23 protein-coding genes are annotated in these 23140 nt (G+C 44.7%); 2 read left to right on the top strand and 21 right to left on the bottom strand.

Annotation, left to right across the window (positions count from 1 at the left end):
- Positions 1 to 13: 13 nt before the first annotated feature.
- From H6A32_RS11195 to H6A32_RS11215, 5 genes are all read right to left on the bottom strand, one after another.
- The gene (locus H6A32_RS11195; protein WP_204864367.1) at positions 14 to 3430 is read right to left on the bottom strand and encodes a hypothetical protein; all 3417 of its coding nucleotides are present in this window, start codon (positions 3428 to 3430) and stop codon (positions 14 to 16) included.
- A gap of 64 nt (positions 3431 to 3494) precedes the next feature.
- Positions 3495 to 4097: an HD domain-containing protein gene (locus tag H6A32_RS11200; protein ID WP_204864368.1), complete on the bottom strand. Its 603-nt coding sequence runs from the start codon at positions 4095 to 4097 to the stop codon at positions 3495 to 3497.
- Positions 4082 to 4597 carry a DNA topology modulation protein FlaR gene (locus tag H6A32_RS11205; RefSeq protein ID WP_204864369.1) on the bottom strand — a complete coding sequence of 172 codons (516 nt, stop codon included), beginning with the start codon at positions 4595 to 4597 and terminating at the stop codon, positions 4082 to 4084. The genes H6A32_RS11200 and H6A32_RS11205 overlap by 16 nt, the downstream gene beginning before the upstream one ends.
- Before the next feature lie 142 nt (positions 4598 to 4739).
- The gene (locus H6A32_RS11210) at positions 4740 to 6194 is read right to left on the bottom strand and encodes a glycoside hydrolase family 32 protein (protein ID WP_204864370.1); all 1455 of its coding nucleotides are present in this window, start codon (positions 6192 to 6194) and stop codon (positions 4740 to 4742) included.
- A 10-nt stretch (positions 6195 to 6204) separates the two neighbouring features.
- The gene (locus H6A32_RS11215) at positions 6205 to 8163 is read right to left on the bottom strand and encodes a PTS beta-glucoside transporter subunit IIBCA (RefSeq protein ID WP_204864371.1); all 1959 of its coding nucleotides are present in this window, start codon (positions 8161 to 8163) and stop codon (positions 6205 to 6207) included.
- 184 nt (positions 8164 to 8347) lie between these two features.
- Here H6A32_RS11215 and H6A32_RS11220 point away from each other — a divergent pair, with 184 nt between their 5' ends.
- Positions 8348 to 9169, top strand: a complete 822-nt coding sequence (locus H6A32_RS11220) for an AraC family transcriptional regulator (RefSeq protein WP_118636014.1) — start codon at positions 8348 to 8350, stop codon at positions 9167 to 9169.
- Between the two features lie 21 nt (positions 9170 to 9190).
- Here H6A32_RS11220 and H6A32_RS11225 read toward each other — a convergent pair whose 3' ends face one another.
- From H6A32_RS11225 to H6A32_RS11270, 10 genes are all read right to left on the bottom strand, one after another.
- Complete coding sequence (locus H6A32_RS11225) at positions 9191 to 9721, bottom strand: hypothetical protein (protein WP_204864372.1); 531 nt, start codon at positions 9719 to 9721, stop codon at positions 9191 to 9193.
- 75 nt (positions 9722 to 9796) lie between these two features.
- Positions 9797 to 10339, bottom strand: coding sequence for a GNAT family N-acetyltransferase (locus H6A32_RS11230; protein ID WP_204864373.1), 543 nt, complete (start codon positions 10337 to 10339; stop codon positions 9797 to 9799).
- A 26-nt stretch (positions 10340 to 10365) separates the two neighbouring features.
- Positions 10366 to 10959 carry an HD domain-containing protein gene (locus H6A32_RS11235; RefSeq protein WP_204864374.1) on the bottom strand — a complete coding sequence of 198 codons (594 nt, stop codon included), beginning with the start codon at positions 10957 to 10959 and terminating at the stop codon, positions 10366 to 10368.
- A gap of 51 nt (positions 10960 to 11010) precedes the next feature.
- On the bottom strand, positions 11011 to 11223 hold the full coding sequence (locus tag H6A32_RS11240) for a hypothetical protein (RefSeq protein WP_204864375.1): 213 nt from the start codon (positions 11221 to 11223) through the stop codon (positions 11011 to 11013).
- A gap of 5 nt (positions 11224 to 11228) precedes the next feature.
- The gene (locus tag H6A32_RS11245; protein ID WP_138372698.1) at positions 11229 to 11606 is read right to left on the bottom strand and encodes a DUF5655 domain-containing protein; all 378 of its coding nucleotides are present in this window, start codon (positions 11604 to 11606) and stop codon (positions 11229 to 11231) included.
- 114 nt (positions 11607 to 11720) lie between these two features.
- Positions 11721 to 12383, bottom strand: coding sequence for a class I SAM-dependent methyltransferase (locus H6A32_RS11250; RefSeq protein ID WP_204864376.1), 663 nt, complete (start codon positions 12381 to 12383; stop codon positions 11721 to 11723).
- Between the two features lie 110 nt (positions 12384 to 12493).
- Positions 12494 to 13855, bottom strand: a complete 1362-nt coding sequence (locus tag H6A32_RS11255; protein ID WP_204864377.1) for an MATE family efflux transporter — start codon at positions 13853 to 13855, stop codon at positions 12494 to 12496.
- Entirely contained in the window at positions 13848 to 14300 is a 453-nt protein-coding gene (locus H6A32_RS11260; protein WP_204864378.1) for a MarR family winged helix-turn-helix transcriptional regulator, read from the bottom strand. The genes H6A32_RS11255 and H6A32_RS11260 overlap by 8 nt, the downstream gene beginning before the upstream one ends.
- A 104-nt stretch (positions 14301 to 14404) precedes the next feature.
- Positions 14405 to 15007 (bottom strand): flavin reductase, encoded by a 603-nt coding sequence (locus tag H6A32_RS11265; RefSeq protein WP_087167951.1) that lies wholly within the window; start codon positions 15005 to 15007, stop codon positions 14405 to 14407.
- 9 nt (positions 15008 to 15016) lie between these two features.
- The gene (locus H6A32_RS11270) at positions 15017 to 15817 is read right to left on the bottom strand and encodes an ROK family protein (protein WP_204864379.1); all 801 of its coding nucleotides are present in this window, start codon (positions 15815 to 15817) and stop codon (positions 15017 to 15019) included.
- 230 nt (positions 15818 to 16047) lie between these two features.
- On the opposite strand from H6A32_RS11270, the gene H6A32_RS11275 reads away from it, so the two are divergent.
- Positions 16048 to 17598 carry an L-glutamate gamma-semialdehyde dehydrogenase gene (locus tag H6A32_RS11275; protein WP_087167953.1) on the top strand — a complete coding sequence of 517 codons (1551 nt, stop codon included), beginning with the start codon at positions 16048 to 16050 and terminating at the stop codon, positions 17596 to 17598.
- Between the two features lie 76 nt (positions 17599 to 17674).
- On the opposite strand, the gene H6A32_RS11280 is transcribed toward H6A32_RS11275, so the two are convergent.
- The 6 genes from H6A32_RS11280 to H6A32_RS11305 form a co-directional block, all read right to left on the bottom strand.
- Entirely contained in the window at positions 17675 to 18688 is a 1014-nt protein-coding gene (locus H6A32_RS11280; protein ID WP_204864380.1) for an aldo/keto reductase, read from the bottom strand.
- Positions 18689 to 18702: 14 nt separating this feature from the next.
- Complete coding sequence (locus H6A32_RS11285) at positions 18703 to 19566, bottom strand: AAA family ATPase (protein ID WP_204864381.1); 864 nt, start codon at positions 19564 to 19566, stop codon at positions 18703 to 18705.
- Positions 19567 to 19609: 43 nt separating this feature from the next.
- Positions 19610 to 20959, bottom strand: coding sequence for an MATE family efflux transporter (locus tag H6A32_RS11290; RefSeq protein WP_204864382.1), 1350 nt, complete (start codon positions 20957 to 20959; stop codon positions 19610 to 19612).
- Between the two features lie 53 nt (positions 20960 to 21012).
- A complete protein-coding gene (locus H6A32_RS11295) occupies positions 21013 to 21954 on the bottom strand; it encodes a hypothetical protein (protein ID WP_204864383.1) in 942 nt (313 codons plus the stop codon).
- A gap of 61 nt (positions 21955 to 22015) precedes the next feature.
- Positions 22016 to 22384, bottom strand: coding sequence for a hypothetical protein (locus tag H6A32_RS11300; RefSeq protein ID WP_158099182.1), 369 nt, complete (start codon positions 22382 to 22384; stop codon positions 22016 to 22018).
- Between the two features lie 300 nt (positions 22385 to 22684).
- Positions 22685 to 23053: a nucleotidyltransferase domain-containing protein gene (locus H6A32_RS11305; RefSeq protein ID WP_204864384.1), complete on the bottom strand. Its 369-nt coding sequence runs from the start codon at positions 23051 to 23053 to the stop codon at positions 22685 to 22687.
- Positions 23054 to 23140 lie beyond the last annotated feature (87 nt).

The raw sequence follows: 23140 nt of genomic DNA on the forward strand, positions 1-23140 counted from the left end.
GTTCATTTCCTCCCTATTCTGTTACGGATGCAACTTTTATGTAGTTTCCCTGTGCATCCTGCCCGTAGTATGTAAGCTCTCCAGTATCTGCATTGAAAATTCCAATGTCGTATTTGCTCCTGCTTAAAATTTCATCCGAGAACTCAAGCAGATAGCAGTCTGCTCCATCCGGACATAATGCTGCAATCCTGCTGTCCACATTATCCGGATCAATTACGGAAGCAAACCAGTCAATTCCGGAATAGTCGATGCTGCCTGCCTGACCCAGCGCCTCTGACTTCGTCGAACTGAACAGCCCGCATGCCATTTCTCTGGATGCAGAGTTAAATGTACTGGAACTGTAACCGGACATACTGATTTCCGGATTGAAGAATAAAATCAGCTCTGCCGCCACTGAGGAATCTACGTCAATCATTCCCAGTCGCTCTAACTGCTCCTGTTTTGCCGGATACATTCCGGTCGGGGTATTTGGATGACCTTTGTAATAATAAACATACTCATCCCCGTAATAAAGCATTGTCAGTCTTGCATAGTTTTCAAATGTCTCTTCGTTGTATGCATAAGTACCTAAAAGCATCATGGATTTCTTATTCTGAATTTCGGATTCCGCAAAATATCCATCATTAAAATCATACAAGGCTTTAAAGGCATTTACGGTTCCCTCGCCTTTTGCCTGAAGATCCTGGAGCATTGTGTTAACATTTTTCACTGTCACATCTGCTTTGATCTTCTCGGCAAAAGCATTATTATCCCCGCTGGTGAACAGATTGTTTCGTGCTACCCACCATTCGGTTCCAGGTTCGCACGCAAGCACTGCGTACATACAGTCCCAACGCTTATGCCATCCCCATTCCGTTGCAACCTTTCCAGTCTCGTAGGCATCCTGTTTTGCACTCTTCCATTCATTAATCAGCTGCTGATGTTTTGCGGAAGGATCTGCCACATTATAAGTCTTATTCATAATGTTGAATGTTCCGGAACCATCCGACATCATTGTAATTGTATATTGCTTATCCGGAATCCGGTTTGCATAAATCAGTGAATGAATCAGGGTACAGGTAATATCATTAATATACAGGTTAAACCTGGAATCCGGACTTACCTCATACAAATCCTTGACATACTGTGCATACATGCTGTAATTATATGTCTTCTGCATCTGTTCATCTGTAAGATAAGGCATTCCATAAACACCTTCCGGAAGCTGATCCCAGTTATACGCTGAAGGTCTGTCCAGCATTACAATCGTTGGAATTGTTTTTCCTGTCTCCGGAGAAGTGGTAATATCCCACAGGGACAGTGAAAAGTATACAACCGGGAAGGATGCGGAAACCGGTGCCAGGTTATATTCGCCTGCCTTTACGCCTGCGATCTGCTCTTCGGCTTCTATAATTTTCCCATTCTTTTTATAAGAAATTGAAACATAATACTTTCCGTAGTAGCCCACATTCATGTTGAATCCGGCGGATGATATACTGTTCAGATCCACTTCTTTCTTTACCTGACGGACAGTATTCCCCCGATATTTCATTGCTGCGGTTACTTCTATACTTGTAGCCTTTCCGGACTTTTTGAGCTGGTCAAGCTTATTCGGTCTTATATTAATTGATGTGGAATCTCCAATCTGTCCAATCTTCGTTCCCCATCCGGTTGTAATGTATGGATGGTCTGTCGAGCCGGGTGCTTTCGCGCCTTTTTCTATCATCTGAATTTCAATGGCTTCCATCCGTTTGGATAATCCTGTTGTTCCGGCAATCTCTCCATTTTTTGCCCAGTCAAGCCAGCCATAATCCTGCACGTGAACTCTGTAATACAGATCATATTGATCTGACACGGTTCCCGTCAGCCGGATCTGAAGCGCTTCCAGACGGAGTGATTTCCCAACACTTCCACTGACAGCTCCATTTTTCGTCCATTTATTTTCCCAGCCAAGATTCTGCACATGTGTACGGTATTCTACTTCTCCGGCAACATCCGCATTATTGATCTGAACTTTAATTGCTTCCAGGCGTTTTGCTTTTCCCTTTGTTCCGCTCATCGCCCCGTCGTTGACATAATTCTCCCAGCCGAGATCCTGTACATGAGACATATAGCGGATCATCATTTTCACATACGGTGTATCCGTTTTTCCAGGAGCCTTTTCTCCCTTTTTCACAAGCTGAATCTGAATTGCTTCCAGCCTGAGATTCAAACCGGAAGTTCCTGCGCTTTCTCCGTTTTTCGCCCAGTCAAGCCAGCCGTAATTCTGTGCATGGACTCTGTAATACACATCATACTGTTCGGCTATTTCTCCACTTAAGCGGATCTGTATAGCTTCCAGGCGAAGTGCTTTCCCTGTTGTCCCGCTCAGTGTTCCATTAGACTTCCATTCTTTTTCCCATCCGATATTCTGAATATGAGTCCGGTACTCTATATTTCCAGAAGGAGCTTCACTGTCCAGGCGAATCTTGATTCCTTCCAGGCGTCTGTATTTTCCAACTGTTCCACTGACTGCCCCATCTGCTGCTGAACTCTGCCATCCTGCCGTCTGAACATGGGTACTGTAGTTGACAAGCGGATGTACATAGGCATTTTCTGTAGTGCCTGGTGCCTTTCCTCCTTTATCGACAAGCTGGATCTGAATTGCTTCCAGACGTTTTGACTTTCCGGATGTTCCTGCATTTTCACCGTTCTTTGTCCATCCAAGCCAGCCATAGTCCTGCGCATGAACACGGTAGTAAACATCATACTGTTCGGCAGCCTCCCCGGTCAGCCGGATCTGAATTGCCTCCAGACGCTTTGCCTCACCTTCTGTTCCGCTCAAAGCGCCGTCTGCCTTCCATCCATTCTCCCATCCATACTTCTGAATATGAGAACGATACTGAATGCCGCCCGATACACCTTCCAGCTTAATTTCGATCGCTTCCATACGCTTGTACTCTCCGACCGTTCCGCCCAGAGCTCCGTCTGCTGCTTCTTTCAGCCAGCCTTTATCCTGTACATGCGTTCTGTATACTACATGTGCTCCCGCTGCTCTTTCAGTCTCCGCCGTTTTAGTCTGCTGCTCTTCCGGAGCTGCTGCTTTTGCAGCCTCTTCTGATGTTTCCGGATTACTGTTCTCCTGCTCCTGACTTTCCTCTGCAGCCGGCCTGGTCTCCTCTGAAGGCTGAGTCTCCGGAATCGTTTCTTCCTGAACATCATCTTCAGGCTCTGCCGGCAGTGTTTCCTCTTCGGAAGTCATATCCTGTGATTCTTCCGGCTCTTCCGAAGTTTCACTGTTCAGACTGCTTCCTTCTTCTGTGCCGTCCTGCTGCACGTCTTCCTGCATGGTATCTGTCTGAACTTCAGTCTGCCCATTCGGAGTTTCCCCGGCATAAACCGGGACAGATGACAAACACAGTGCTGCGCATAAAGATGCTGCAAGCATTCTCTTTAACTTCGTTCTAATCATTCCCTCATCTCTCCATTCCTAAGCAAAATTCCTGCTAACTTATTATAACGTACTTCTACCGGAACTACAAATCTTTCTGTGGCTTTATCCGGCCTTTTTTCAGATTTGGTTCCAGCCAGTTCCTCTGAGCGTATTCCCAGAGCACAGAAGCGCCCTCACCCGTCCGCGCATTTCTTTTCATAATCTGGTCTATTGACACTTCGTGCTCTACCCATGCCTTCCCATCTGTAGCCGCATTGAGCATCATCGGCTGAAGATTGTCCATGGTCCGCGCAAATTTTGCTTCCGGTGTTTCTCTTGCCTCAAATTCCTTCCACAATTCCATCAGGTAATTACCCTGTTCCTCCGGAAGCAGCCCGAAGATCCGCTCAGCCGCTTTTTCTTCTCTTTCTTTCTGCGTCTTCCTGGCTTCTTCATCGTAGGCGTAGGTGTCTCCTGCATCAATTTCTACAATATCATGAATCAGAAGCATCGAAATCGTTCGGAGAACATCGATTTTTTCATTGGAATATCCGCTTAAGAGCAGTACCATAATCGCCATGTGCCATGCATGTTCTGCATCATTTTCTTTTCTCTCACCGTCCGTCAGATAAGTCTGGCGTCCGATAAACTTTTCTTTGTCAATCTCTCTGATAAAATCAAACAGCTGATCTAATGCTTTATCCATCTTCGCTTCTCCCTGTCCAGTTCTCTCTGATTTGTGATCCGCACCACTTTGGATCCATACTTTCGCATCACACGTTGATACTCCATTTTTGCCTTCCCGCTTCTTCCCTGATAAAGAATCCAGAAAACAAATTCCAGATCCAGTTTCTCTGTACATCCTTCTGTGATGGAGGATCTCGTTTTTCCATGATACCTTCTTGCCCGTTTCCATGCCCGGTAAAGACAGACAAGTCTTGGAAAATCAAGGAAAAGAATGCGGTCTGCTTCCTGCATCCTGCGCTCGTATTCCATACTGTGATAGTTCCCGTCAATCATCCAGGAATCATGACTGTCAAGAAATTCCCTGACTATTTTCTGTTCCTCTTCTTTCGGACGTTCTATCCATCCGGGCAGCCAGTGAACCTTATCCAGATGAAGAAGCGGAAGCCTTCTCTTTTTGGCAATCCATGCCGCGATGGTAGATTTTCCGCAGCCGCTGTGTCCGATAACCGCTACCTTCAAGCTTTTTCCCTTCTTTCCTTTTCCATAGTTCTTCTTTTGCTACAGTATATTTTATCTGAAATTTCCCCTGATGTAAATGTCGGATCTTCACCAAAAAAAGAGAAGCTTCGACTTCTTTTGAAAGTCCTGCTTCTCTTCTTTTTTATTCTTCTGTCTTCCAGATTTCACATGTCCGGCATCCGTTTACCGTAATCATCCGCTCCGGTTTTTCCAGATAGATTCTGGTTGTCATTACCACTTCTCCATCATTTACAAAAATCTCTGCAATCGAATTATCAATCAGCACAAGTGCATGTCTGATTTCCGATGCCGTCCGCCCGATCCGTATGGCTCTTCCTCCGCCGCAGGCAGATGGCTCTCCCTTTTTATTTAAGAATGTCATTTGGATGCGGTCTGCTTCCATATGAATCGTCAAACCATTCTCTTCCGTTCCAATCCGGATTTCTGCCGGGATTCCTTCCTGCAATGCAGTTTCGATTTTTACCATCTCTCTTCCAAAACGGCAAAGGGTCCCTTCTTCTCTTTTCCAGGATAGTGTATCGATCTCACATACCGGTCTCTGGTATACTGCTCCGTTTTCTATATGAAGCTCTCTTGGAATCGTCAGGCAGTGCTGCCATCCATTCTGTACAGACAGATTCCGGTGCGTCTCAATGGTATCCGGCACTCCGGCCCATCCGATCAGAATTCTCCGTCCGTTCTCATCCTCGAATGACTGAGGTGCATAAAAGTCAAATCCCAGATCCCATTCCTGAAAGGTTTTTTCCGGAGTTTCACCGTTTGTCAGAATCGAATAGCCGGACTGATACAGATTCTGGCAGCGTTCCGGTTCCGCAGGGAGTCCCTGTGGACAGTAGGAAAGAATTTTCTCTCCATCCAGTTCAAACAGATCCGGACATTCCCACATGTAGCCAAAATTTTCTTCCGGTAGAATCTCATGATCCAGCTTCCATTGTTTCTTATTATACGAAACATAGACCAGCGCACAGCCGGTATCACGGCGTCTGTCACCATCGAAATCCCGTTTTCTTGCGCCAAGAATCATGTAGTAATGCCCCTGATCTTTCCATACTTTCGGATCCCGGATATGTGCTGTCATGTCTTCCGGATAATCTTTCATTCCAAGAAGAACCGTTTTTTCTGACATATGCTGTCCATCTTTTGAACTTACCAGCAGCTGGCTGGAAATTCTTCCTTCATCAATATAGTCATAGTCACCCGGCAGTTTGACATTTCCGGTATAAAAAAGATACATCGTTCCATCTTCTATCAGTGCAGATCCGGAATACACTCCGCTTCGGTCTTCCAGCCGGTCTGTCGTAAGAACCGGATCCTGATACTGCCAGTGCAGCAGATCCTGACTGGTACAATGCCCCCAGAAACCTCCTCCACCATTCACACTGAGCGGTGAATATTGAAAGTAAGCCTGATAAGTACCCTGAAACTGACACAGTCCGTTCGGGTCATTCAGCCAGCCGACCGGCGGCATGATATGATACTTCATCCGGAAAGGACAGCTGTTCAGTCTGTCCTTTTGCCGGTTTTCTTCTGCTCTGACTTTATTCACCCAGTTTTCATTTTCTATTTCTTTTCCCATATCGGTTCCTCTACTTCACGATTTCCAAAATCCGGTCACCAACCTGAACCGGTTTGTCTGCTTCTTTCTCAAGACGGCTGTCTGCCACTGGTTCTGTAATGATCAGACTGGTCGTTGTATCATATCCTTCTGCCTTGATCTTTTCCTGATCAAATTCCAGAAGCAGCTCTCCTTTTTTCACACTTCTTCCCTGCCCGGTATGAAGAGTGAAATACCTTCCTCCGAGATTAACCGTATCAATTCCTACATGAATCAGAATTCCATTTCCTGCTTTTGTGCGAAGTCCCAGAGCATGTTTCGTATCCATGACAATCTCAACATCTGCATCTGCCGGGGCGTAAATCGCTCCCTCTTTTGGTACAATCGCAATTCCATCGCCGAGTACTTTCCGGGCAAAGGTCTGGTCGTTGACTTCCTCAATTCCGATCAGATCGCCTTTCGTAAATGCACCGATTTCTTCCGGAAGTGCTGCTGTTTCTTCCTGAGCCTCTTCCCTGGCTTCGACTGTTTTTACTGTTTCTTTCTGTTCTACTGTCGATACAGGTACTGCCTGTACAGCGCTCTTTTTATCAAATCCGATTCCGATCAGGAATGCAAAGAGGAAGCCTGCCGCAAGCGCAATCACATGAGCAATGATATAATTGATATATCCATTGTGTGCCGGGTCTGCAAGTGCGATTCCCGGTACTACTGTGGTTCCAAATCCAAGTGCCGCAAGATCTGTGAAATAAACAACTGCACCTCCAATTGCTCCGCCGATACATCCGCCGATCAGTGGATAACGATATCTTAAGTTCACACCAAACAGTGCCGGCTCCGTAATTCCAAACAGTACGGAAATAAAACTTGGAATACATAATTCTTTTGCCTTTGCATCTTTTAAATTTCTTGCAAGATATCCAAGTACTGCCCCGCCCTGTGCAATGATTGCTACAGACATCAGCAGATTTAAAAAGTTTCTTCCGGTATCGACAAGAAGCTGTGATTCAATTGCGCCAAATACGTGATGAAGACCGGTAATAACGATTAGCTGCTGTACCCCGGAGAATGCCGCGTATCCAATCACTCCAAGGTTCTGAGTCATCCATACAAGTACGCTCGTAATTCCATTTGCAAGTCCTCTTCCTACCGGTCCGATAATCATAAACAAAAGGAAGGAGCTGACAAGTGTTGTCAAAAGTGGTGATACAAGCAGACGGATCACTTCCGGTACTTTCTTCTCAAAGAAAATATCAAGTTTTGCAGTAACAATACCAATCAGCAGCGCGACAATAATACCGCCCTGGAAACCGATAAGGTCAACCGGAAGTCCAAAAATATGGAGTGTAGTTACTTCCACCGTTCCCTGTGCTGCCGCACTGGCATCTGCCAGACTGTTCGTCAGCATGATACAGCCGATTACAATACCCATGATCGGCCTTCCGCCAAACCGTTTGACCGTACTGTACGCAACACACAGAGGCAGGAATCCGAAGATCGCACCGGAGGAAATATTAATCAGCCGTGCAATTCCATAAAGTGTTGCGTTGTCTTCCACAATCTGCAGATTTCCAAGTACACTGGAAAGTCCGGTTAAAAGAGCTGCTGCCAGGATTCCCGGCATGATTTCAATAAATACATCAGAAAGAGCCTTGACTGCTCTCTGCAGTGGATTCATCCTCTTATTTGCTTTTGTTTTCAGATCTCCAAGGCTCATACTGTCCATATGGATAGATTCTGCAAGCACCTGGCATACATCATTTACCAGCCCTGCTCCAAAAATGATCTGAAGCTGATCCCCTGCCACAAACACACCTTTTACCAGATCCACATCTTCAATCGCCTTGATATCTGCCTTATCATTATCTTCCAGAACAAGTCTCAGACGTGTCGCACAGTGGGCGATTCCTAAAATATTGTTTCTTCCGCCCGAAAGCCTGACAAGTTCGGATGATATATTTTCGTATCGTTGTCTTTTTTCCGCATCCATGCTTGATACCTCCCATAAAAATTCAATCCTCATGATGCAGTTATGTACACTCCTGCTGTTTCACCGCGGTATGAACAAATGCTGTATTCTTTGTTCTTGTAATTCTAATTATAACGGTTTATACTGAATATAATATAGACAAATGTTGTTTAACTATATAGTTTTGTTGGTTCTTGGAGGATTTATGAAGGATTATATTTTTTCAAATGATTTTTCCCGCAATCTCGACGCCATGATCTATACCTGCGGTTTTGAAACCTGTGTGCCGTCCCACAGTTATGGCCCTGTTGTGCGCAGCGGCTATCTGATTCATTATATTTTAAAAGGAAAAGGCATTTATAAAACAGACGGACATCTTTACCATCTTTCCGAGGGAGATGCCTTTCTGATCCGTCCCAATACGCTGATTTACTATGAAGCGGATAAGTACGATCCATGGACCTATACCTGGATTGGTTTCCAGGGTATCAAGATCGAAGAGTATCTGAAACGAACCTCTCTTCTGGAAACGCCTTATTTCCACTACGGGAAGGACGACCGTGTCAGACTGTGCCATGAAAAAATGTTTGAAGCGTACCAGCTTCCGGAAAACCGCGACCTCATGATGAACAGCATCCTTTATGAATATCTTTACCTCCTGGCGAGTAAATTCCCACGGGCATACATCCCGCCGAAAGAAAAAAAGATCTCTTATGTGGAGGAGGCACTGCGCTATATTGAGAATAATTACGCCCATCCTGTCAATATTCAGGTCATCGCCGACCATCTGAATATTGAACGCACTTATCTTTACCGCCTGTTCAAAGATATCACCGGCAGTTCTCCTCAGGAATATCTGCTTGACTACCGGATCCGGCGAGCCTGCACACTGTTAAAAGATACCGACCTTACAATCAACGATATTGCCAGATCTGTCGGATATGATGATGCGCTCTACTTTTCCCGCCTCTTCAAACAGAAAAAGGGCCGCACTCCGACCCAATACCGAAAAGAGAAGAAAGGCTGATGCCCTTCTTCTCTTTGTTCCTTATGCTGTATGGTACACGATCTTTTCAAGCTTTCCGACCCTCTCCTGCAGATCGGATACATTTTCTACAAGGAGCTGAATCGTTCCTGTCTCCATCTGAATCCCATTTACTACTTTTGTTAGATTGTCGATCTTCATATCCAGACGGTTGTAATGCTTCGTACTGATTTCCTGGACACGATCCACCTCTTCCAGGATACTATTTTCTAACTCCCGTCCCTTTATATCCATTCTGGCTATCAGGTCATCCCGAAGCTTTTGGTTCTGTTCATCCATTCTGATTGTCAGGTCATCCCGAAGCTTTTGATTCTGTTCATCCATTCTGATTGTCAGGTCATCCCGAAGCTTTTGATTCTGTTCATCCATTCTTACTACAAGTTCGTCTCTGAGTTTCTGATTCTGCTCGTCCATTCTGGTTATGAGCCGGTCTTCCAGATTCTGGTTCTGCTCATCCATTCGGGCCACAAGCCGGTCTTCCATACCAAACATCAAGTTTTGAATACTTTGTAAATCTTCCTGTGTTAATGCCATTTTTCTCTCCCCTTTCTCCCCCTCTACTAGTTATTAAGTATAGCATACTGTTTGATACCTGTCTATTTTCCTTCATTACAATTTTTTCATCATCCAGTATGCATCTGCATAGGTGCCGTCCAAATATTTCATATTATCAGGCAGCTTTCCGTACATCTGAAAGCCAATGCTTTCATAAAGACGAATTGCTCTTTGATTGTCAGCAACTACTTCCAGTTCCATCTGTTCGTATCCTTTTTCCTTTGCAATCTCCAGAAGTTTTTCGATCATGGCACGTCCGATTCCCATGCCTGTGTATTTCTGGTAAAGCGCAATTCCCATCGTTGCGCGGTGCTGATAGCGGGATGTCGATACACCGGTAAAGGAGCAGTTTCCTATATAGGTTCCATTCAAAAAAGCAAGAAGCATCAGATCTGTTTGGGAATCATTGGTTCTTTTTATAAATTGTTCTTCCTGCTCTACTGTCATCTGAATTTCCTCCGGTTCTTTTGCAAGAAATCTGGTTTCCGCACAGGTCTTTTTCAGATAGTCAATCAGCATCTGTGCATCCTGCTCCGTGGCAGTCCGTAAAATAATCGCTTGCCCTTTTGTGCGAATTGTCATTTCTGGAACTCTCATTTTTCTACGCTCCTTCCCTTTCCTGTCTAAGAAGCGGAAATCTCCGCCATTTTTTCTTCGATCTCTTTCTCACCAGCCTGCATGGCACGAAGTGTTTTATCGAACAGATCGTTTAATTCCCATCCAAGCTGCTCTACTCCTGTCCGGATAATTTCTCTGGAGCATCCGGCCGCAAACCGTTTGTCTTTAAATTTCTTCTTCACACTGGATACTTCCATATCTGACACACTTTTCGATGGACGCATCAGAGCTGCCGCCCAAATCAGTCCGGTCAATTCATCTGCTGCAAAAAGCACTTTTTCCATCTCATGCACCGGCTCCACATCACTGCACACACCATATCCGTGGGAGCAGACCGAATGAATCAGCTCCTTACTCGCTCCTCCCTTTTCCAGAAGTTCCGGCGCTTTCTTACAGTGTTCTTCCGGAAACTGTTCAAAATCAATATCGTGAAGCAGACCGACGATTCCCCAGTATTCTTTCTCCTCTCCATATCCGAGTTCCTCTGCATACCAGCGCATAACAGTCTCCACGGTAACCGCATGACGGAGATGAAACTCCTCCTGATTATAAGTTTTTAAAAGATTCCACGCTTCTTCTCTTGTAAGATTGCTTTCCATTTCTTTTCTCCTCCCTTTTACTTCCTGACTTATTATATTCTAAATTTCAAATTAAACATTACTGTCGTCCAGATACCATTTTAACTCCTTTGCCGGAACAATCGTATACTGCTCCGGTCCTTCTCCGGTTCTCATAATGACATTTCGTATCCCTGCCTGAATGATACTTCTGGCACACAGCGGGCATGGATTCGCCTTATGAATCGAATTATCTTCCGGATTGACACCGGCTTCCCTTTTTCCGGTTTTACCATGCGAATACACCCCCTTTACTTTCGTAATGCAAAATCGCTGGCTTCCTTTATCCAGTCCATTAATTCGTCATCCACTTCCTCCACACTGGAAATCAGCACATGATGTGTCCATCTGTTCGGATATGGTTCCGTAGCTGCATCAATTCTTGACGACTCCACTTTGTACTCCAGACCAAAAGTCACAACAAGCCATGGATCCGGCCTGTCCTTTGCCTTTCGCACTTTTACAAACGAAACACAAGCAAAAAAGCGCTTATTAATAAAGGAAATCTGTGTCTTTTGCACTTTCATCTGCACACCCGGAATTTCATCCAGAATCCGCTCTTTGAGTTTCTCATATAATGGAAGCGCATTCGGATATTTCTCAAAAAACAAAAGTTCTGCATCATTCATGTTTTTCTCTCCCCCCTGGTGTTACAATGTCCCAAAATATGCAGCCGTATGATTGCCCATTGTCAATATCCCATCCTTCTGATACTTCGCAAACAGATCCCGCAGTGCTTTCAGCTATTCCTGATAACGTGCATCTCCTTCTTTCAGCGAATAGGAGCCGGACAGGCTTCTGCTGATAAACGTCTCTTCTGAGTAATAAAGCGGATTTGCAAACTCTATGTACTGATATCTGTCATCAAAAAATGCCCGGATTCGTTCATCGTCTTTCTGAATTCCGCCGCTGTACCCTTTGAAATCCGGACAGTAGTTCCGGTAGATTTCGTATGCCTCCTGATTCAGTTGGTCGTTCATATCCCTCACATTCCAGATCAGAAAGACCTTTCCGCCGGGCTTCAGGATTCTCCGGCACTCCTTTGCAAAAGCCGGCACATCAAACCAGTGAAATGCCTGGGCGGTTGTGACGAAATCAGCGGAATGATCTTCCAGAGTGGTTCCGGCTTCTGTTCCTTTTACCGGGTAGAACCGCACAAATCCGGAAAGTTCTTCCACTGCCTTTTCCTTCATATCATCGTTTGGCTCTACACCATACACAGTACACCCGCGTTCCAGCAACTGTCCTGCAAATTTTCCGGTACCGGACCCGATGTCTGCAATAACCGAGGCACTGGAAAATCCATAATCCGGGAACAAAGCCTCCACAAATTCCTGCGCATATACCGGTCTGCCCACAACATAATCCTGCGCCCGCCCGTCAAACTTCTGCAATGTACTTCTCATAACTGGACCTCCCTTTTGCTTCACTTCTGCTGCTTTTCTATCTATTATACTGGAAAGTAAAACTTCTGTATAGCAAAAGAACCCTGACATTGCAGGATTCTTTTCGTTGCTTATTGTAATTTTGCGAGTGTCTTCTTAAATCGGAAATAAAACAGTATTGCTGTAAATGTAACGGCAATGATATCGGCAATCGGTTCTGCCATGTAGACTGCTTTTACCGGATCGGATGACAGAAGCACCGGCATCAGATAGATCAGCGGAATCAGCAGTATGAATTTTCTTACTACCGCAACTACGATAGATTCCACTGCATTTCCCAGCGCATTAAAGGTCATCTGACATGCAATCTGTATTCCGAAAATCAATGTCGCCGCCATATAAATACGAAGTGCGGTTTTTGTAAATTCCATCAGTTCCGGATCTGTTGTAAACATTGCGGCAAATGCCTGTGGGAACAGCATAATCAGAAGCCACAAAAGCGCAGAATATGCCAGACTGACTTTCAGAAGCAGCCTATACGTTGCCCGTACCCTGTCCACGTTTTTGGATCCGTAGTTATAACTGATAATCGGCTGCGCGCCCTGTCCAAGACCCTGAAGCGGAAGCATTGCAAACTGCATAACACTGGTCAGAATGGTCATCGCTCCAACTGCAATGTCTCCTCCGTATTTCTGGAGGGAAGAGTTAAAGCACACAGAAATAACACTTTCACTTGCCTGCATTACGAAAACCGAGGTACCAAGCGCAAGACATGGAAGCACAATTTTAGGCTGTATGCCGATATTTTTCCGGCGGATTTTCAGTGTTGTTTTCTTTCCGCAGAGGAAATGTACGACCCAGATACAGGAAAGTGCCTGAGAAATAATTGTCGCAAGGGCAGCTCCCCGGACATCCATATTAAATCCGAAAATAAAGACCGGATCCAGGGTAATATTGGTAACTGCACCGATCAGTACAGAAAGCATTCCCGTCTTTGCAAATCCCTGAGCAGTGATAAAGGAATTCATTCCCAGTGTTACTTCTACAAACAGGGTTCCAAGTGCGTAGATATTCATATAGCTTACGCCATAGTCAATCGTATTCTCACTTGCGCCGAATGCCATCAGGAAGTCTCTGTTCCAGATCAGAAGAACCACTGTCAGGATAATGGAAATAATAATCTGAAGCGTAAAGCAGTTTCCCAGGATCTTTTCTGCTGCTTCATTATCTTTTCTTCCCATTGCGATAGATGCTCTGGGAGCACCGCCGTAACCTACAAGTGCCGCAAAAGCAGACACAATCAGAATCAGCGGCATGCATACCCCGACTCCCGTCAGAGCTGTCGCTCCGATCTCCGGAATATGTCCGATGTACATTCGGTCTACGATATTGTAAAGCATATTGATCAGCTGGGCAGCAACCGTGGGAAGTGCCAGTCTTAACAGAAGCTTCCCGACCGGTTCCCTGCCTAGAAATTCTTTCTCGTCATTCATGGTCATACCCTCTTTCTTCTCTGATTTTCACATTTTCAAGAATACGCCCTTTCAGGTGAATATAAGTTTCATATTCTTCTTCTGAAAATCCATCCAACAGTTGAGCCGCATAGGACTCCTGCACTTGTTGAACATCATACATAATCGGCTGCGCATCTTCTGTTAAAATCAGATGTACTTTCCGCCTGTCTTTTTGATCCGGATTTCGTTCCAGAAGCCCTTTTTGAATCAAAAGTTCTGCTCCTTTTGAAACAGCTGCTTTAGAAAGCATCCTGAATTCTACAATATCCGCCGCCGTATCTTTCATGGGATGATTTTTCAGAAAAGCTATAATATCTACCTCTACCATCGATAAGCCATATTTTCTGCATACATTTTTCATCATTTTTTCATATAGCCGCAACATACTTCGAAGTCCGTTCCATAGTTCTCCGAATTTATACATGATTTCACCTCCCGGTTCATTTTTAGCGAAAATAATAGTTCACTAAGAAACCGTTTCTCAGTGAACTATTATAGTACGGTAATTTCATTTGTCAACAGACTCTGTCAGATTTTTTCAAAATCTTCCGCCCCATGCTTGCAAATCGGACAGATAAAATCTGCCGGAAGTTCCTCTCCTTCATAAATATATCCGCATATCCGGCATCTCCATCCGGTCTTTTTTGTTGTTTCCGTTTTTGGTTTTATCACATTTTGATAATATGCATAGGTTGCAGACGGGCTTTCCGATATTACTTCGCCATCTTCCACCTCTGCAAGAAAAAGCGTATGCGATCCCAGATCTATCGACTGAATTACTTTAGCTGAAAGCCATGCATTCGTTCCTTCGGTAATCACATACAGTCCATTTTCTTTCCGTTGAACATTTTGAAAATCTTCGAATTTATCCTTGTCTTTCCCACTTTGAAACCCAAAATGCCGGAACAGATCAAATGAAGCCTGTTCAGAAATCACGGAAACACTAAATTTTCCTGTATGAAGAATCATATCATGTGTGTAGTTTTCCTTGTTCACTGCGAGAGAAATTCTATTTGGTGATGAGGTCACCTGCATTACCGTATTGGTAATACATCCATTATCCTTTTCCCCCTCCTTTGCAGTTACAACAAAGAGTCCATAGCTTAATCGATACATTGCCTTTTTATCCATTTTTCCTCCTTATCTCCCGGCAGTTTCCGGGTACTTCTGCATAAATACTGCTGCAGCTCCGGCCAGATTGGCATCTTTCCGATAACTGCATACTCTTACATCCGGAACAATAACTTTTGTCCCTGTAGCTTTTTCCACCTCCTTCGCAAGATCCTGAAGATATTTCTGCACTTCATCCGAAAAGTTTTCGCGGCTGCTGATTCCTCCGCCCAGCAAAATTCTCTCAGGATCATAAACATGCTGAATATTATAAATTCCTTCGGCAAGCTTTCTGTAAAAGCAGGAAACGGCAGCCCGGCAGACGGAATCATTCTTTTCCGCTTCCTCAAATACTCGTCTTCCATCCCATTCCTGATCTGGATAAACCTTCCGGACTCTTCGCACAAGTGACATTGTAGAAGCCTGCAAAGAAAACGTACTAAGCTTTCCCTCGTCATCTCTCATCACCATACAACCAAATTCCCCGCCATACAAATGTGAACCATGACAGATTTTTCCATCTATCACGACTGCTCCGCCAATCCCCGTACCGCATACTACAAAAGCCAGATTTTTACATCCTCTCCCGTTTCCAAAAGTTACTTCGGCCATAGCGGCACAATTTGCATCATTTTCAATACTTGCCGGCAGTCCGAAGCATTTCTGAAGTTCCTCAATCCAGGCTGGCCCGTGAATACCTGAAACCGCACTTTTTCCTCCAATCACTCCTGTTGATACATCAACTGCTCCCGGGGCACTCACTGCAATTCCCAGAATCCTGCCTTTCCTTTCCTCCCTTGTTTCCTTACTTTTATGGTTAGATTGTACCACATTTTCGTTTTCTTATCTATCCGCAACGTTTCTTTTCAACTTTTGAGTTTCCCTTTTTTATTTGCATATTTATGCTCTTTTTCTACGTTTTTTCAAATGTGTCTTTCTTCATCAATCGTCTTTTTTCCCCTTTTTATCAGTTTTCGTCAAATTAAAGCATTGACGTGCGAAATCGAAAATGATAATATATTTGTTGTAGTGTAAAAATATACAAAACAGGAGGTATATGCATGTTAAAAGGATTTAAGAATTCACCAGAATTGGATTTTTCGATTCCAGAAAACAAAGAAGCAATGCTCAAAGCATTTGAACAGGTAGATAAAGAAAAAGGCCAGGATTATCCTTTGATTATCGGCGGCGAACGCATTATGACAGACAAAAAGATTGTTTCTATCGCGCCATCAACGAAAGAAGTCCTCGGACAGGTCAGTTCCTGTGATCAGGAGCTTGCAGATAAAGCGATTCAGACAGCACATAAAGCATTTCAGACATGGAGCAGAACTCCTGCCGAGGAACGGATCTGCTGTGTTCGCAGACTGGTGGACCTCATGAAGAAAAACCGTTTTCTCATCGATGCCTGGAGCATTGAAGAAAGCGGCAAAAACTGGGGCGAAGCAGACGGAGAGCTCTGTGAAGCTCTGGACTTTTTCAACTCCTACATCATGCATATGCGTGAGCTTGATAAAGGCCTGGAACTGGTAGACACAGAAGAAGAATGTAAATGCATCTACATTCCGATCGGAGTCGGTGTAGCTGTTCCACCGTGGAACTTCCCGCTTTCTCTTCTTGCAGGCATGGTTGTTTCTGCCGTCATCACAGGCAACACTATTGTTTGCAAGCCGTCTTCCGACACACCGATCGTAGCTTATAAATTCGTAGAACTCTGCGAAAAAGCAGGTTTCCCGGACGGCGTTATCAATTTCATTCCTGGATCCGGTTCCGTCATCGGGGATTATATTGTACAGCATCCGCTGACACGCTTCGTAAACTTTACCGGTTCGAAAGAAGTGGGACTGCGCATCAGCCAGAAGGCAGCAGAAGTTTCCGAAGGCCAGATCTGGATCAAACGTGTCGTAGCAGAAATGGGTGGAAAGAATGCGATTATCGTAGATTCTTCCGCAGACCTGAAACGTGCCGCTGCCGGAATCGCAAATTCAGCGTTCTCTTTCCAGGGACAGAAATGCTCCGCATGCTCCAGAGCAGTCGTATTAAGCGATGTATATGATGCATTTGTAGAAGAAATCGTTGCCTGCGCAAAAGAACTCAAAGAAAATCAGGGAAGCGGACGTGATGATCTTCCGATGGGCCCGGTCATCAACCAGAACGCATTTGACCGGATCTCCGGCTACATCGAAACAGCACGCAAGGAAGGCACGATTGTCTTTGGCGGAAATTATGACGATTCCAAAGGCTTTTACATCGAACCAACCGTTGTCCGTGACATTACAAAAGACGCTGTCATCGCAAAAGAAGAAATCTTCGGACCGGTACTTGCTGTGATCCGCGTGGATTCCTTTGATGAAGCACTGGAAGTTGCAAACGGAACCGAGTATGGTCTGACCGGATCGGTATATACAGAGGACAGAGAGCATATCCAGAAAGCAAAAGTAGAATTCCATGTTGGAAATCTCTACTTCAACAGAAAGTCCACCGGAGCTGTTGTTCTGCAGCATCCATTCGGCGGCTTCAATATGTCCGGTACGGACGCAAAAACAGGAACAAGAGATTACCTCACCAACTTCCTGAATCTGAAATCCGTATGCGAGGATCTGACATATTAAATTCATATCAAGACAGACATATGGCAGGAAAATCTGATTTTCCTGCCATATCTGCGTTTTGTCATTCTATGTATTTTTATAAAAATGTTTTGTAGTCTTCATAGTTCCGTTTCAAAAGCTCCGGTGTATTCAGACCGTACGGACACTTCTTCATACAGCTGCCGCAGTGGAGACAGTTCTCGATCTTTTTCATCTTTTCCTGCCACTCCTCAGACAGCCACGCTTCCTGTGGCGCACGTCTTAACATCAGACTCATTCTTGCGCAGTTATTGATCTCGATTCCTGCCGGACACGGCATACAGTAACCGCATCCGCGGCAGAACTCTCCCGCCAGTTGCTCTTTATCTTTCTGGATTTCCGCCAGAAGTGCTTCATTCAATTCCGGAGCCTGTTCCTGATAGGAAAGGAATTCATCCAGTTCCCATTCTCTTTGGATCCCCCAGATCGGTTCTACATGGGCAAACTGCGGCTGGCACATAAATGCATAAGCAGAAGCAGAATTGTGGATCAGCCCTCCGGCAAGTCCTTTCATCGCGATAAATCCGACTTCTTTCTGACGGCAAAGTTCTACAAGTTCCACCTCTTCCTCAGATGCAAGATAAGAAAATGGAAACTGCAGCGTCTCATAAAGACCGGACAGGACCGCTTCTTTTGCCACAGCGATCCGGTGGTTGGTAATTCCGATATGCCGGATCTTTCCCTGTTCCTTTGCCTCCAGCGCCGCCTCATAAAGGCCGGAACCATCCCCCGGCTTCGGGCAGAATGACGGATTGTGGAACTGGTACAGATCAATATAGTCGGTCTGGAGCTTTTCCAGGCTCATTTCCAGATCCTTCCGTAAGTCTTCGCCATTCTGAGCCGCCGTTTTGGTGCTGATAATGATCTGATCCCGCACCTCATGAAGTGCTGCTCCCATTTTTTCCTCACTGTCGGAGTAAGCCCTTGCTGTGTCAAAATAGTTGATACCATTCTGGAATGCCTTCTGCAGTAAAGCAACTGCGTCCTCTTTGGAAATCCGCTGAATCGGCAGCGCGCCAAATCCATTTTTGTTGACTTTCAGGCCTGTCTTCCCTAATACTACATGTTCCATGTTTCTTCCTCCTTTTACCATGCTGTAAACTCATCTTCATGCTCTTTAAAAAACTGATAATACGCCCTCACATTTTCCAGCTGCGTCCATTTTTTCACATCCACGGGATCCTCATCCAGGTCATAGATTCTGGCTCCCTTCATGGACAGTAAAAATGGTGAGTGCGTAGAAATCACAAACTGACATCCGAAAAAACGTACCGCATTTTCAAGAAACTGCACCAGTTCCTGCTGTTTGACCGGTGACAGACTGTTCTCCGGCTCATCCAGCAGAAACAGTGCATTTTCCGTAATCTTCTCTGAAAAATACAAAAAAGCACTCTCTCCGTTGGAATACTCCCGGATATTATCCATCAACTCCGATCTCACAAACCGGGACTGGGTTTTGCTTCTTGCTTTATTCACCCGTTTCAGCTGCTCATAATCATCCAGTGAATTCATCCGGAAATGAGAATATTTCACATCCAGATAATCTTCAAACAACTCTTCCTTCTTACGGTCAATTCCCTCGTTCATACTCCGGATATTGAGCATATAGTCAAATACATCGTCACTTGTAATGATCCGGCTTCCCTTCGGAACCGGTATCTGTGTATCATAATCACAGAAATCCAGATAGTCTCCGAAAAAACTGGATTTATTAAAGACCGAATCCCTCTCCAGATTCATTTTTTCCGCAATGACATTGATAGCTGTCGTTTTTCCGCTCCCGTTTCCTCCATAGAGAATGGTAACCGGTGCAAAATCAATTCTCTGGAAATGATGCCTGGACAAAATCTGAAACGGATAGTAGGAATCATAACAGGTACGTTTCTGCTTCAGAAAAAAGTCAAATTCCTTTTCACTGTCCGGAAATGTAAACCACTCCAGATAGATCATTATCCTTCCCGCCTTTCCATATCTTTTTCACTCATTTGGCCCATCAAATTCCTTCTGTCTTTCTCAATTTTCTATAAAATCTGCCTGCGACAATCAGGGAGATAGTATCCACAATCGGCTGAACCCACATACATCCATTCAGTCCCAGAAGCGCATTCATCAAAAACAGAAGCGGAATATCCAGAACTCCTTTTCTCAAAATGGAGCAGACCATAGACTCCTTGAATTTTCCCATCGCCTGAAACTGGATAATCATTGGATAGCAGACCGACATCATCGGCATGGCTGTCACCATTCTGCGTAAAAATCCTGCGCTGTACTGAATTGTAACCGGATCCTTGATAAACAGACCCGAAAGCTGCGGCGCAAAAATCTCGTAAACAACCAGGCACAGAAGCGAAAAGGTAAGAGAAATTGTACTTCCCAGCCAAAATACACCCCTTCTTCGCTCCTGATTGCCTGCCGAATAATTGTATGCCAGAAGCGGAAGAATCCCGTTTGACACTCCGATCGAGAAATATAAAGGAAGCTGATCCAGTTTCTTGACTATTCCAAGTCCTGCCACCGCTTCCGTGGTGTACTGTGCCACAAACCGGGACTGCGCCGCAATGGCAACCACCGTCAGGGCATACTGCACAGCCGACGGGAATCCTGTTGCCAGTATCGGCCCAAGGAACTGTCGCCAGTATCGAAGTTCCGTCGGTGAAATGCTGATCACAGATTTTCCTTTGTTCCTTGCAATATAGACGAGAAAATAAATCGATGCCGCCACATTAGAGACAGCCGTGGCAAGCCCCGCTCCTGCTGCTCCCATGGAAAGGAATCCCGGAAGTACAAAAAAAGGATCCAGAATGATATTCAAAATTCCTCCCATGGATACGCCGATAGCAGCCTGCGCTGCACTTCCCTCCGCACGTACCAGATTCGCCAGCAGTGTATTTAAAATCGTCCAAGGTCCTCCAATCACAACAACCCATCTAGCATAGGCAAATGCAGTCTCATATGTTGCCCGGGTTGCTCCGCAGAGAAACAGGACCGGACGGGCCAAAATCAAAAATACAATCACAAACAAGATACCGCATCCTAGTCCTCCCCAAAAGGAAATTGACGCAATCCTTCTGGCATCCTCCGTCTTTTTCCCGCCAAGCGCTCTTGAAAGGGCACTTGCACCTCCCACTCCAAACAGATTTGAAATGGCAGTCAGCATCACGAAAGATGAATACACAATCGTGATGGCTGCTGTCTCATTGGGATCATTCAGCATCCCTACAAAATATGTGTCTGCAAGATTATAGATTAACGCGATCATCTGGCTTGCGATTGCCGGTACAATCTGCTTTCTCACTGCCTGTGCAACCGGCATCGACTCAAACACCGCTGTGTTCTGGTTCATGCTGTCTTCTTACCTCCTCTGAATTTCTCTACTCTGACCAGTTTTCACAGTCCTTATCCTTTCAGTACAATCTGCTCAAGTTCTCTTCTTTTCTGTTCCTCTTCCGTATGAAGCTGTTCCTGCATCTTCCTTAGCTGTTCCAAAATACCCTGTATCTGGCTGTATGTCTGCTCAGCCCGTTCCTTTGACACTTTGATCTTGTCATAGACCATCCAGTCTGTAAAAATCCCGTCAAAAAAGTAGTCTGCAAAATGAAGGAACTCTCCAACCTCTACCTGAAGCGGCCCTTCAATCCGGCTTGAAACATCTGAAAGTTCTGTCCGGAACGTACGCAATGCCATTTGAAGTGCACTTGTTCTGTCCTTTACCGTTTTCAGCTTATCGTATTTTATAACATCCGACATAATACCGCCGCCGATGAGATCCACCATCCCCCAGTTTTTAGCACTTTGCAGACCTTCCAGCGTCTCTTCTGCAATGGAACGTGCTCTTTCCCCGGCGCTGATCGCTTCCTTCACTTCTTTTCTGCGATTTTCTATAGCGGCAATCTGTCTTTCCATTTCCAGAATTTTCCCGGCTTCTATATTGCCCGATTCTTTGATCTCTTCCTTTTTCGCCTCAAGCATCCTCTCATATTGAATCTTGCAGTCCGGAAGCCCCGATGCCTGCTTTTTATAGTATGCAATATCGTCTTCAACAGCATGTAGCTCCTTTGCAGCAGCATCGTATTTTACAGCAGCCGCAAAGGCCTCCTCTTCTTCCTTCGAAAGCTTTTCTCCCATCTTTCCGGATGCCCGGTATAAAAACGCAGTAAGACTTTTTCGGTTCAGCCGGTCCACATCCTCCTGCTCATCTTCCATGATCTTCTTTAGATCTGCCGCCTTCTTCTCCAGCTCATTCTGTTGGATATAAAGATCCGCCAGCTTTGCATCTGCTCTTTCTTTTTCCATCATCTCCTGCTGGAGACGCTGAAGTTCCTCGTCATAATAGTTCATACTTTTCCCTCCTTTGCTTCTCTTTCCTCTGTTTTCTGTTTCTACTGCTAAGCCCGGAAATTCATTCGCTTAATATTCTCACCAGATTTTTATATCGCTCAGAGTTCTCTTCCACATCTTTTCTGGTAACACTATAATACCTGTAAAGGTCTTTGACGATCTCCTCTCCCTGTTTCCATGTTTTCCGGTTACCCTGATGAGAAATGTTCAGGATATTCCAATAAAAATCAACCGCCATCTCAATTTCTTCATTTCCTTTCCGTATTTCATACAAATGAAAATCCATCGGTAGTTCATCCTCTGGATCGGGTCTTTTCAGAAATACAAGTCCTTCTTTGTGCGACCTGCGTACCTCTATAAAATTCCTTGCATCAGAGGTTAACTCCACTGCATGATACTTTGCCTTGGCATATCGTATCACTTCTTCCATGCTATGCGGATTTACCGTAATTGTTTTTTTGATCTTTTTCTGCTTTCTTTGATTTCGCCAGTCTTTGAACCATTCTATCAACGACAGCCTTTTTCTTTTTCCTGCAAGGAAGATACTTGTAGGTCCGTCCGCTCCGCTCAGAATTACCACATTTTTTCTTCTTTTGGTCTTCATCTCTCCTCCTGCTTTCCTACCGGATTTAAAGTTCAAGATTTTTTAATTTATTCACTGTACTCCCTGTTTTCAGTACAGATTCCAGATATTGCAAATCATTTTCTGCAATATCTATATAGGTATTTTTTATCTTTCTATCACCTCCAAAATTAATTTTTTATCTTTCTCTACTTCTCTTTGAAAAACCTGACTGGACAGACATCCTTCTTCATAAGTAAACAGCACATCCGTCCTTACACCATCCAAGTCCTCGTCTAATGTCCATCGAACATCTGCCTTTAATGACCTGTCCATGAGCTGAGTTTTCGTTACAATCAGGAGGTCGATATCACTGCTGCTTCGAACTTCCCCTCTGGCGCAGCTTCCAAAAAGATATATTTTTTTCAATCCTGGGATTTCCGCTTTTATCAGGTAGTTCAGGTCGCTTTCCAGTTTCTTTTGAAACCTTACTGGAAGTTTTTCATATTCTTTTTTGTATACTTTTACCTGTTTCAAAAAACAACCTCCGATCCATCATACTATCAACTGACGTTTCTAATATTATATCATCCAGGCTTCGGACTGTCATTTCTTTTTGCCAAA

This window comes from Drancourtella massiliensis (genome assembly GCF_016900655.1).
GTDB lineage: Bacteria > Bacillota > Clostridia > Lachnospirales > Lachnospiraceae > Sellimonas > Sellimonas catena.

Bases quoted from the DNA above. Each gene is read 5' to 3' on its own strand.
- H6A32_RS11280 (WP_204864380.1), bottom strand. From the start codon at position 18,688: ATGGAACATGTAGTATTAGGGAAGACAGGCCTGAAAGTCAACAAAAAT.
- H6A32_RS11230 (WP_204864373.1), bottom strand. From the start codon at position 10,339: ATGAGAGTTCCAGAAATGACAATTCGCACAAAAGGGCAAGCGATTATT.
- H6A32_RS11235 (WP_204864374.1), bottom strand. From the start codon at position 10,959: ATGGAAAGCAATCTTACAAGAGAAGAAGCGTGGAATCTTTTAAAAACT.
- H6A32_RS11225 (WP_204864372.1), bottom strand. From the start codon at position 9,721: ATGGCATTAACACAGGAAGATTTACAAAGTATTCAAAACTTGATGTTT.
- H6A32_RS11215 (WP_204864371.1), bottom strand. From the start codon at position 8,163: ATGGATGCGGAAAAAAGACAACGATACGAAAATATATCATCCGAACTT.
- H6A32_RS11245 (WP_138372698.1), bottom strand. From the start codon at position 11,606: ATGAATGATGCAGAACTTTTGTTTTTTGAGAAATATCCGAATGCGCTT.
- H6A32_RS11295 (WP_204864383.1), bottom strand. From the start codon at position 21,954: ATGAACTATTATGACGAGGAACTTCAGCGTCTCCAGCAGGAGATGATG.
- H6A32_RS11285 (WP_204864381.1), bottom strand. From the start codon at position 19,566: ATGATCTATCTGGAGTGGTTTACATTTCCGGACAGTGAAAAGGAATTT.
- H6A32_RS11300 (WP_158099182.1), bottom strand. From the start codon at position 22,384: ATGGAAGAAGTGATACGATATGCCAAGGCAAAGTATCATGCAGTGGAG.
- H6A32_RS11210 (WP_204864370.1), bottom strand. From the start codon at position 6,194: ATGGGAAAAGAAATAGAAAATGAAAACTGGGTGAATAAAGTCAGAGCA.
- H6A32_RS11275 (WP_087167953.1), top strand. From the start codon at position 16,048: ATGTTAAAAGGATTTAAGAATTCACCAGAATTGGATTTTTCGATTCCA.
- H6A32_RS11250 (WP_204864376.1), bottom strand. From the start codon at position 12,383: ATGAGAAGTACATTGCAGAAGTTTGACGGGCGGGCGCAGGATTATGTT.
- H6A32_RS11195 (WP_204864367.1), bottom strand. From the start codon at position 3,430: ATGATTAGAACGAAGTTAAAGAGAATGCTTGCAGCATCTTTATGCGCA.
- H6A32_RS11265 (WP_087167951.1), bottom strand. From the start codon at position 15,007: ATGGATAAAAAGGCAATGTATCGATTAAGCTATGGACTCTTTGTTGTA.
- H6A32_RS11255 (WP_204864377.1), bottom strand. From the start codon at position 13,855: ATGAATGACGAGAAAGAATTTCTAGGCAGGGAACCGGTCGGGAAGCTT.
- H6A32_RS11200 (WP_204864368.1), bottom strand. From the start codon at position 4,097: ATGGATAAAGCATTAGATCAGCTGTTTGATTTTATCAGAGAGATTGAC.
- H6A32_RS11260 (WP_204864378.1), bottom strand. From the start codon at position 14,300: ATGTATAAATTCGGAGAACTATGGAACGGACTTCGAAGTATGTTGCGG.
- H6A32_RS11220 (WP_118636014.1), top strand. From the start codon at position 8,348: ATGAAGGATTATATTTTTTCAAATGATTTTTCCCGCAATCTCGACGCC.
- H6A32_RS11290 (WP_204864382.1), bottom strand. From the start codon at position 20,959: ATGAACCAGAACACAGCGGTGTTTGAGTCGATGCCGGTTGCACAGGCA.